Here is a 9,921-nt window from a genome sequence, read left to right on the forward strand (position 1 = left end):
AATCTACTCTGTGCGCCTCTGTGCGTACTCCTTTAAACTCTGTGTCACCTGGGTTTCAATTGCATGACATTGCATGATTGAAGTCGGCATCGGGTGCATTAATCAGAGGTATTCAAATGCATTTTAATGCGTCGACCCTGCCTTCAAGAGTCCGCAATGTAATGAAGGACCTGGAAGAGTCGGATGCAAAACCCTTCGAAAGGTAAGCACAAAAAAAGGCGGAGCTTTCGCTCCGCCTGGGTGAAACCAATTTAAAATTATTCCGTCTTATTTCCGATGCAGAAATAACTAAATCCAAGGTCTTTCATTTCGTTGCGATCGTAAATATTGCGTCCGTCAAGAATGAGCGGGGTTTTCAGACGCTTTTTCACATCATCCCAATCCGGATAACGAAACTCTGTCCATTCAGTCACAAGCATCAGTGCATCGGCGCCATCGAGCGCGCTGTAAAGGGTATCGGCATAGGTGATGATGTCGCCGATTTTACGTTTCGATTCATGCATGGCCACCGGATCGTATGCTGTAACGCTGCAGCCGGCAGCACGCAGTTTTTCAATCAGCACCAGTGCGGGAGCTTCGCGCATATCGTCGGTGTTGGGTTTAAATGAAAGTCCCCACATCGCAATTTTTTTCCCTTTTAATTCACCTTTAAAAAAGCCATCTAGCTTGTGAAACAACACCGATTTCTGGTCATCGTTCACTTCTTCAACTGCTTTCAGTACGCGCAATGAATATTTATTTTCGTCAGCAGTTTTAATCAGTGCTTTAACATCTTTTGGAAAACAACTGCCGCCATAACCAATGCCTGAATATAAAAACTTGGCCCCAATGCGTGTGTCTGAGCCGATTCCCTTGCGCACCATATTTACATCGGCGCCCACCAGTTCACACAGATTGGCAATGTCGTTCATAAAACTGATGCGGGTTGCCAGCATTGAGTTGGCTGTGTATTTTGTCATTTCGGCCGAAGGAACATCCATAATAATGGTTGGATGACCATTCAGCGTAAAAGGTTTGTATAAGCGGGTCATGATTTCTTCGGCGCGTTTTGATTCAACACCAACCACAATGCGATCGGGTTTCAGAAAATCACTTACGGCATCGCCTTCTTTCAGAAATTCGGGATTCGAAGCTACGTCAAATTCGATGTTCAATCCGCGTTTATCCAATTCTTCCTGAATGGCAAGACGAACTTTTTTGGCGGTGCCAACAGGAACTGTGCTTTTGGTGACCACCAAAACATATTTATTCATATGCTGTCCGATGGTGCGGGCAACTTCAATCACATATTTTAAATCGGCACTTCCATCATCGTCCGGAGGAGTTCCAACTGCTGAAAAAATCACATCTGAATCATTGACAACCGAGCTAAGGTCAGTCGTAAACGACAAGCGTCCTTTCTCGATATTGCGAACCATCATGGGTTCGAGACCTGTTTCATAAATAGGGGAGATCCCCTTTTTCATTTTTTCAATTTTTTCTTTATCAATATCAACACAAACTGTATCGATACCGACTTCAGCAAAACAAGTCCCGGTAACAAGACCAACATATCCGGAGCCAACAATTGCAATCTTCATGTACGTAATATTTAGATTACAAAATTAGCATTAATTCGGTATCAGAATATTTTGGAGCTGTTGATTGTTATCATGCGGGAGGTTGCACAATATAAATTAGGTCGAGATCAAGGTTAAGGTCAAGGTTACGCGTCAACGTAAAACGTTGCAGGCAGGAGACGCGCGCCCACGTTGAGGTTAAGCAGTCATAAGTTCTCAATAGAAGATTTTCATGCTTCTTCAACGCTCACGATAGCAATCGTGACAGGTCGCTTCACGTGAAACGTGACTAGGCGCGACGCAGAGAGGTTGAAGAATTTGCTGCATGCACTATGCTATCAGGGCCGCTTTTCCGGATACAATTCTTCTGTCAGATATTCCTGAATGCCATCCAATGGATTTGAAACGATGGAAGAAACAACATATCCTTTTTCGAGGCAATAGCGGATCAGCATATCTTTCATATTAAGCGCAATCGATCCGACAAAGCCAAGTGGTGCGCCTTTTTTCTCATACAAACTAATGTGATGACGGAAAAAAGTTTCGATGGCCTCAGTTTCCAGAGCAATCACATAAGGATGATCCTGCAAATGATTTATTTTCCCTGTGAGCGAAGCAAGAAAGCGTCCTGCAAACTCATTCTGATAAACCTGTTTCAGAAAAAAAGTTAAATCATCAGGATAATCTTTTTCAAGAATTTTCTTTATGTCATCAGGCAGTACACCACGCAGGTAATCGGCAGCAATGCGTTTACCCATCCAGGCTCCGCTGCCTTCATCGCCAATAACATAGCCGAGGGCGGGAATATTACGTTCAATGGTTTTTCCGTTCCAATAACATGAATTGCTGCCGGTTCCCAAAATACATGCGATGCCAGGGATATGACCAAACAAACCCAGCGCAGCCCCTTCCATATCGCTGTGAATATGCAGAATCGATTCAGGGAAAAACAGGCTGAGCGCGTTCTGTAGCTTCATCTGCATTTCTGTTGAATGACAACCCGCTCCGTAAAAATAAAGACGCTCGACCTTCATGAAATCAATGAAAGGCTTCAGGTTTTTTTCAACTTCAGAGCTGATGGATTCCTCGCTCAGATACACCGGATTCAATCCGCCGGTTTCCATTTCAAGAAAAATGTCGGGCCCGGCAAATCCGCGCCAGGCCGTTTTAGTAGAGCCGCTATCGGCAATAAGTGTTATTCCCATGTATTTGTATTGTTCAGAAAAATCAAAGATTTATTTTTATTCCCGAAAAGAATTTTCTCAGATCAGAATCAGACAGATAATCCCCATATCCCATCACTCCAATTTGAATGAGTGTATTTTTCCAAAAGAAAACACGATAAGTTATTCCGAACATTTCGTTTTTTTGTTTGTATTCGGCACCTTCGATTGATCCGCAATAAACTGTGGTGGCTGCGCTTGATACCATATCAAATTCTTCAAAAAAACCAGAGGCTGCTCTATCCAGAACAGCATGCATGTCAGACCCGGCATCAAATGATGTTGGATAAGTTACCTCCGACACAAAATAGGACGCTGTATCCAGGGAAAGGGAATAACTGTACATCACAACATCCATCTCCGTTACTTCCATCTCCTGTTTTTGCACCGTTGGTGTATCGGGAAATGCAATGATCAGGTTTCCGGTAGGCGCATTAAAAACCACCTGCGATGAAACTGCACCAGCAAACAGCAGCATTATAATCCCTGTCAGATAAACTTTCATGACATCAGAATTATTTGGTGACCTTAAAGGATTTGAAAAATGATTTTGCAGCTTTTTCTTCGGGATAAGCACCGCTGTTCATGATTGCAACCTGAAAAACAGTATTGCCTGCGATATAAACCCGGTAAAAAACTCCGTAATCAACACCCTGTCCCCTGAATTCAGCGCCTTTGTATTTTCCGGCTTTCACATCTTGCCGGTTGCCAGGGGTTATATTCAGTTCTCCGAAAAAACCTTCTGCTGCGTTGTCGATAAAGATTGTACGAGATTCTTCTGAGCTTAAATATTCGGAAGGATAATCGGCGCAGGCTACCATAAACACCTCATTGCTTCCGGTATAAATAAACATATGAAGTTTTACTGAACCGTCGGTTATATCAACATCTGAGTTCTGATATTCCGGGGATCCGGGGAAGGTGATTGTGAAATTGCCAAGCGGAGAAGTGTATTTTACCTGTGCGAAAATGGCAACAGAAAAAAGAATCAGGACAAATGAAATGAATGATTTTTTCATATTCTAATTTTTAAGAAGTTTTGATGAGTCGGCCCACGAATCAGAGCTCACTCTGAGGAAATAGACACCGGCGCTGAGATTTCCAAGTCCGGCAATCAGCTGGTAATTATAGCCGATTTTGAGTTCCAGGCTATCCTTCGACCAGACTACTTTTCCACCATTGTCAACAATGGAAAGATTTGCAGTTACATTGGAAGTCAAATATATTACAACATCAATCTCTTCGCTGAAAGGATTCGGGTTGGCCATCAGTTTGTTTTGCGAACCGGGTGCCTCGAAATTGTTTCCGCTGAGAATCATATGCGCAATAACCATACTTGGAATGCCATAACCATACATTGAATCAGGATTTGAATAGCGGCTGGCACTTTTTTTCACTGATTCAATTATCTCCATGTTCGTCAAAGTTTTGTTTGCCTGCCACAAACAAGCAACTGCGCCGGCCATAATTGGTGAGCTGAACGAAGTGCCATTGCTGGGATATACACCATCGCTGCTCGAAACCACGTAGGCTTCCTGTCCCTGCGCGCAAACAGTAGGTTTCACCTGATCGTCGGCAGAAGGGCCATAAGAAGAAAAATAAGCAAAGTTTCCATCAGCATCAACGGCACCAATGGTAAGAATGCTGTCGGCATCGGCCGGAGCTCCAATAAAATGCCATTCGTTGTTACCGCTGTTGCCGGCGCTGTTCACCACAAGTATTCCTTTCGATGCAGCAATGTCGGCACCGCGCGAAATGCGGGTTGTGTTACCATCAAGCTCCGAATAAAAGTGATTTTGCGAGGGGTCATCAAATTCAGTATAGCCAAGTGATGAGTTGATTACATCGGCTCCGACACTGTCGGCAAATTCTGCTGCAGCAATCCAGTTGTCTTCTTCAACAATATATTCAGATCCGGCATCTTCGGAACGCAGCAACCACACGCTTGCATGCGGAGCAGTTCCAACCAGCGTTCCCGGCACATTACCTACGATCAGCGACGCAACCGACATTCCGTGTGTTGCTTCTTCGAACAGATTATTTCCCGGCATAACAAAATCCTTATATCCCAATAGTCGTCCCTCATTACGCAGGCTGTCAAACATAGTAAGCGTATTGACATGATAAAAGCCTGCATCGAGAATTGCAATAACCATTTCGTCGCCCTGGAAGCCAAGTCCGTGAAGGTAATCAACGCCGATCATATTGGCCTGGTTTTGACCAAGTCCGTAATCGTTGGTAATACGTTTTAACTCTGACTCGACCTTCATCATTGCAGCCGCGGTTTTATACATGTTATCCGGAGATAACGACTGGGCGCCGCTTTTAAAAGGTTTCTTCCTTTTCTGCTGAAGAAATGGTTTTGTTTTCACCACTTCTGAAACAAAGGTCAGCGAAGTGATTTGTGAAACAATGGTTGTATCGGTTAATAGCACTGTTGCTGTATTGAACCAGCGAGACCTATTCAAAACCGAAGCCCCAAGGTTTGTAAGACTATCGATGTAAGCCTGAATAACAGGAATATCATTTTCATCTACGGATACACCCATTTTTTGGCGGCGATCAATGGCGCGCTGAGTAAGAAATTCTTCAGGATTGCTGACAGAATAAGGCGAATTGTTTTTATCGGTAAACTGCACGCGGTAAACAGCGCCATAGCTCTGTGCTTTAGCAAAAGCAGTTATCATCAAAAGAGAAGCAAACAAAAAGAGAAGTTTCATTTTATATTTCAGTTATGTCCATATTCAATTAATTGCCAGCTGTAATCAACACCAGCGACGATGCTGCCGGAAACAAAATCCTTTTCAACATCCTTATATTTTTTATACACAAGTCCGACATGCCTTGCATAAATTTCGTACTGGTTTTTTTCTTCAATCAGGTTGGACGAAATTTCCTGAAGGACCGTTACGGTAGAATCAAACGAAAACAAACCGGAGGCATAAGGTTCGTCAATTTCATCGTATTCAAAAATTTGTGCTTCGTTTTCATTAAATGCGTTACCGTCCCATTCCGTGCTGTTTCTGACAGGAAAAGCCAGACGTGTGAAGCGAACATTTTCCTCAACCCGCTCTGCAAATGAACTTGTCAGACACGAATACCAGACATCGCGCAGATACCAGTCCGTAGTATCGCTCAGCTTAAGCCATCGCTCGATGCGGATGCAGGGACGTCCCTGTGCATCGGTAAACCACGATTCATACAATTCTTTCAGCTGAAATGAAGTAGTTGTCACCGTATCATAAAAATCATCGTAGCGGGTAGAATCAACCTGATAAATCAGGTAGCTTCCGGGTGTGTAAGGAAAAAAAGAATAACCGACATCTTCGGGAGGCAGGTCGCTGTCTTTCTTACAGGCCGTTGTTCCGATAATCAGAATCACAAAAATTAAAATGCAGCTACGGGTGAATTTCATCTTTAATGGATTAATACATGTCGTAGAGTGGGTCGCCAATACCGTTGTCTGTAGAAGTTTTTCCGCGGTTTTCAATGTCGAGTTGAGAATCTTTTTTATTGAGTTCGAGCGGATCTTTATCTTTTTGAAAAACTTCACGGGAAACAACTTTGCCATCTTTAATATTTTCGCGGACAATTATTTTCCCGGCTTCATCATTGATAACCCAGTCGCCCTGCCTTATTCCGTCAACATATTGTCCGGACATATAAACGGTGCCGTTGCCATGATAGAAGGCCCAGGTACCATTGCGTTTGGTGTTGGCATAGGTTCCTTTAATTTTGAGAATGCTGTCGGGGAAATACTGCAGATATTGTCCGTCCATCCAACCATTAATAAATTGAACCGTTTCCAGAAGTTCTCCGGTCTGATAGAATCGTTTGCTAAGGCCCCATTTCTGGCCATTTTTGTATTCTACTTCTGAAATTACTGCGTCGTATCCATCGTAGGTTATCCAAATACCTTCGCGTTTCTGGTTGATGAACTTTCCCTCGGACAATTTCGCTCCTTCAGGAAAAAACATAATGGTACTGGAGTTTTTTCCGTTGTCGGAATATATGCTCTCTGACTTTACTTTACCATCAAAATAGTAATACACAAACTTACCAACGGGAACGCCATGTTCGAAGCGACCTTCGTATTTCAGGGTATCACCACTGTATTTTTTCCAGTATCCCTGCTTAAGCCCTTTGGCGTCCAACTGATTGAGTGTATCAGATGAATACTGTGCCTGGACGCAGATCACAGCAATTAGCAGGCATGCGATAAAAACAATTGATTTCTTCATACAGGTGTTCAATATTACTAAATAACGAGAACGGCGTTCAAATCTTTCATGAAATCAGAAAAAGAAGGATAAGACATATCAAACTGATTGTCGGTGATTCCCATTTCCTCCGGATTTCCAACAAAAACAGTCTTCATTCCAAGAGCGCGTGCAAATTCCATATCGCTGGCAGAGTCGCCAATCATGATGCTGCGTTTGAAACTTATCTGAGGAAAATCTCTGGCGGCCTGCACGGCCATGCCCGGATTGGGTTTGCGGGTATGGTGGTTTGACTCGGCCAGAAACGGGCTGAAATATACTTTATCAATACGACCATGGGCTTCGGCGATCCGCGCAACCATGTGTTCATGAATTTGTGCAAGCTGATCTTCGCTCATCAATCCTTTTCCAATACCTTGCTGATTTGTGACCACGATTATTTTTCCAAAAACTTTTGAAGCCACTGAAATGGCCTGCAACACACCGGACAGGAATTCAAACTCATCTACAACAGTAATATAACCGCCAATTTTGCGCTGATTTATCACTCCGTCTCTGTCGAGAAACAAAGTCCATAAACCATTTATTTTCCATTGCAGCAGAATCTGCTTATTGTTTGCCGGCTCTTCCATACTAAAAAAGTTATTTCAGATTTCCGAAAAATGAAGACTCGACGGCCTCACAAATGATGTGCCCAATTAATATATGCGCTTCCTGAATCCGGGGAGTGTCCTTTGAAGGGACAATGATGCAGTAGTCTGCAATATTTTTCAATTCGCCCCCATTATTTCCTGTCAGTGCAATAGTGGTTACTCCTGAATCTCTGGCCATGCTAAGGGCGCGGATAATATTAGCTGAATTGCCTGAAGTGGAAATTCCAATGAGAATATCGCCCGGGTGACAATGAGCCTGTGTTAGCCGGCTGAATATTTCGTCGAAGCTGAAATCGTTTGAAACAGCAGTGAGATATGATGTGTTTACCGTGAATGATTCAGCGGGCAGGGGCGGGCGATTGAGATAGAAGCGTCCGCTTAGTTCTGCAGCAATGTGCTGAGCATCGGCAGCACTGCCACCATTGCCACATAGGTAGAGACTGTTTCCGCTTTTAAAACAATGAATGATTGCATTGATAGCTTTATCAATGGTCTGAATCATGCCGGCATCGTTCAACAATGCTTGCTTGACAGCAATAGATTCATTGATTCTTTGTTCAATCATCCGTTTTGTTTTTTTTCAAATTGAGAAATTCTCTGACAATATATTTGTTTCTGTCGGCAGTTGCACGGCCTACCATTTCGGCAAGGAAACCACCAATAAAAAGCTGTGAACCAATTACCATGCATAGGAGTGCGAGATAAAAAATTGGTTTATCGGCAATCATATAAACGGAATAGAAAATTTTCAAAACAGCAAGATAGCCAGCGATTATAAATCCAATCAGAAAGAGCAACGATCCGATGGATCCGAAAAAGTGCATCGGACGTTTACTGAATCTTCCAACAAACATGATGGTGAGCAGATCGAGAGGTCCCCGCACAAAGCGGCTCATTCCAAATTTGCTGGTGCCATACAAACGCTTGCGATGCTGAACCACTTTTTCGCCGATTTTCGAAAAACCGGCCCATTTGGCTATCACCGGCAAATAGCGATGCATTTCGCCATACACTTCAATGCTTTTGACTACATCGATGCGGTAGGCTTTCAGTCCGCAGTTCATGTCGTGAAGCTTCAGTCCACTCATTTTGCGCGTGGTCCAATTGTATAATTTGCTTGGAATATTCTTGGTAAAAGTGTTGTCATATCGTTTCTTTTTCCAGCCCGAAACAATGTCGTAGCCTTCTTCTTTAACCATTCGGTACATTTCGGGCACTTCATCGGGACTGTCCTGCAAGTCAGCATCCATGGTGATGACAACTTCGCCCTGAACCTTTTCGAATGCAGTTTGCAATGCAGCAGACTTGCCATAATTGCGACTGAAGCGAATGGCTTTGATGTTTGAATTATTTTTCTGAAGGTCGTTGATAACTTTCCAGGATTGATCGGTACTGCCATCATCCACAAAAACTATTTCGTAGGTGAGTGCATTTTCTTTCATCACACGTTCGATCCATGCTGAAAGTTCGGGCAGACTTTCTTCCTCGTTGAGAAGCGGAATAACAAAAGAAATATTCATTTATTGAGCAATTAAACTGTCTTCGGGCTTATCTTTCTTTTTGGCAACAAGTGCAACCAAAGCACCTACAATAATTGATTTTCCAAGAAAAATGGCAAACTGCATAAGGTTGTTTTCAATAAGAAGAAGCTTCTTTATATCCTCTGGATTGCCCATTTTGTCAGCGTATTGCGGATATTCTTTAATGGCCTGTATGGATTTAAAATAGATCTCATCAATGCAGACTTCATTGTATGCCGGGTCAATTACAAACAATACCAAAAGTTTCATTGCCTGATAACAGAACAATCCTATAAGCATAACACCACCCGACAGAATAATGGCATGGCCAAAATTAATCTTTTTCTCTTCGGTCATCTTGCGAACCTGCGAAATGCTCATAAACATGAAAATCAACACAACAGTAGCTTCAACAATAAAACTTACAAAGCTAAATGTGAAGAAATTTACCCCCGTGAGGTAAAGCACAAGGAAGTAAGCCGCCAGTATTCCACCGGCATAAAGTCCGTTTTTCAACAGAGTTTTCTGAATAATTTCTTTCATCTTTTTCAATGTTGGTTGTGCAAAAATAGTCAAATATTTCTTTGTAATTATATAAGTGTATAATTGACCAGAGTCAACGCATTAAAACGCATGCGAATACTTCTGATTGACGCACCCGATGCCGACTTCAATCATGCAATGTCATGCAATTGAAACCCAGGTGACACAGAGTTTAAAGGAGTACGCACAGAGGCGCACAGAGT

11 protein-coding genes are annotated in these 9,921 nt (G+C 42.8%); all 11 read right to left on the bottom strand.

Features of this window, described 5'->3' with window-relative positions:
• Positions 1 to 257: 257 nt before the first annotated feature.
• The 11 genes from A2W93_00095 to A2W93_00145 all read right to left on the bottom strand — a co-directional run bounded on the left by A2W93_00095 (position 258) and on the right by A2W93_00145 (position 9,718).
• Positions 258 to 1,580: a UDP-glucose 6-dehydrogenase gene (locus tag A2W93_00095; GenBank protein OFY52682.1), complete on the bottom strand. Its 1,323-nt coding sequence runs from the start codon at positions 1,578 to 1,580 to the stop codon at positions 258 to 260.
• Between the two features lie 317 nt (positions 1,581 to 1,897).
• A complete protein-coding gene (locus A2W93_00100) occupies positions 1,898 to 2,758 on the bottom strand; it encodes a hypothetical protein (protein OFY52692.1) in 861 nt (286 codons plus the stop codon).
• Positions 2,759 to 2,786: 28 nt separating this feature from the next.
• Entirely contained in the window at positions 2,787 to 3,287 is a 501-nt protein-coding gene (locus tag A2W93_00105; protein ID OFY52683.1) for a hypothetical protein, read from the bottom strand.
• A gap of 10 nt (positions 3,288 to 3,297) precedes the next feature.
• Positions 3,298 to 3,801: a hypothetical protein gene (locus A2W93_00110; protein ID OFY52684.1), complete on the bottom strand. Its 504-nt coding sequence runs from the start codon at positions 3,799 to 3,801 to the stop codon at positions 3,298 to 3,300.
• A 3-nt stretch (positions 3,802 to 3,804) separates the two neighbouring features.
• Positions 3,805 to 5,469 (bottom strand): hypothetical protein, encoded by a 1,665-nt coding sequence (locus tag A2W93_00115; GenBank protein ID OFY52685.1) that lies wholly within the window; start codon positions 5,467 to 5,469, stop codon positions 3,805 to 3,807.
• Between the two features lie 41 nt (positions 5,470 to 5,510).
• Complete coding sequence (locus A2W93_00120) at positions 5,511 to 6,197, bottom strand: hypothetical protein (protein ID OFY52686.1); 687 nt, start codon at positions 6,195 to 6,197, stop codon at positions 5,511 to 5,513.
• Between the two features lie 10 nt (positions 6,198 to 6,207).
• Complete coding sequence (locus tag A2W93_00125; GenBank protein ID OFY52687.1) at positions 6,208 to 7,023, bottom strand: hypothetical protein; 816 nt, start codon at positions 7,021 to 7,023, stop codon at positions 6,208 to 6,210.
• 17 nt (positions 7,024 to 7,040) lie between these two features.
• Positions 7,041 to 7,634: a hypothetical protein gene (locus tag A2W93_00130; protein OFY52688.1), complete on the bottom strand. Its 594-nt coding sequence runs from the start codon at positions 7,632 to 7,634 to the stop codon at positions 7,041 to 7,043.
• 10 nt (positions 7,635 to 7,644) lie between these two features.
• Complete coding sequence (locus tag A2W93_00135; GenBank protein ID OFY52689.1) at positions 7,645 to 8,220, bottom strand: phosphoheptose isomerase; 576 nt, start codon at positions 8,218 to 8,220, stop codon at positions 7,645 to 7,647.
• A complete protein-coding gene (locus A2W93_00140; GenBank protein OFY52690.1) occupies positions 8,213 to 9,175 on the bottom strand; it encodes a glycosyl transferase family 2 in 963 nt (320 codons plus the stop codon). The genes A2W93_00135 and A2W93_00140 overlap by 8 nt, the downstream gene beginning before the upstream one ends.
• Entirely contained in the window at positions 9,176 to 9,718 is a 543-nt protein-coding gene (locus tag A2W93_00145) for a hypothetical protein (protein OFY52691.1), read from the bottom strand.
• Positions 9,719 to 9,921 lie beyond the last annotated feature (203 nt).

The sequence above is a fragment of the Bacteroidetes bacterium GWF2_43_63 genome (assembly GCA_001769275.1).
In the GTDB taxonomy this organism is placed as follows: domain Bacteria; phylum Bacteroidota; class Bacteroidia; order Bacteroidales; family DTU049; genus GWF2-43-63.

Excerpts from the sequence above, each read along its gene's own strand:
- A2W93_00095 (OFY52682.1), bottom strand. The coding sequence starts at position 1,580 with ATGAAGATTGCAATTGTTGGCTCCGGATATGTTGGTCTTGTTACCGGG.
- A2W93_00105 (OFY52683.1), bottom strand. The coding sequence starts at position 3,287 with ATGAAAGTTTATCTGACAGGGATTATAATGCTGCTGTTTGCTGGTGCA.
- A2W93_00110 (OFY52684.1), bottom strand. The coding sequence starts at position 3,801 with ATGAAAAAATCATTCATTTCATTTGTCCTGATTCTTTTTTCTGTTGCC.
- A2W93_00115 (OFY52685.1), bottom strand. The coding sequence starts at position 5,469 with ATGATAACTGCTTTTGCTAAAGCACAGAGCTATGGCGCTGTTTACCGC.
- A2W93_00120 (OFY52686.1), bottom strand. The coding sequence starts at position 6,197 with ATGAAATTCACCCGTAGCTGCATTTTAATTTTTGTGATTCTGATTATC.
- A2W93_00125 (OFY52687.1), bottom strand. The coding sequence starts at position 7,023 with ATGAAGAAATCAATTGTTTTTATCGCATGCCTGCTAATTGCTGTGATC.
- A2W93_00130 (OFY52688.1), bottom strand. The coding sequence starts at position 7,634 with ATGGAAGAGCCGGCAAACAATAAGCAGATTCTGCTGCAATGGAAAATA.
- A2W93_00135 (OFY52689.1), bottom strand. The coding sequence starts at position 8,220 with ATGATTGAACAAAGAATCAATGAATCTATTGCTGTCAAGCAAGCATTG.
- A2W93_00140 (OFY52690.1), bottom strand. The coding sequence starts at position 9,175 with ATGAATATTTCTTTTGTTATTCCGCTTCTCAACGAGGAAGAAAGTCTG.
- A2W93_00145 (OFY52691.1), bottom strand. The coding sequence starts at position 9,718 with ATGAAAGAAATTATTCAGAAAACTCTGTTGAAAAACGGACTTTATGCC.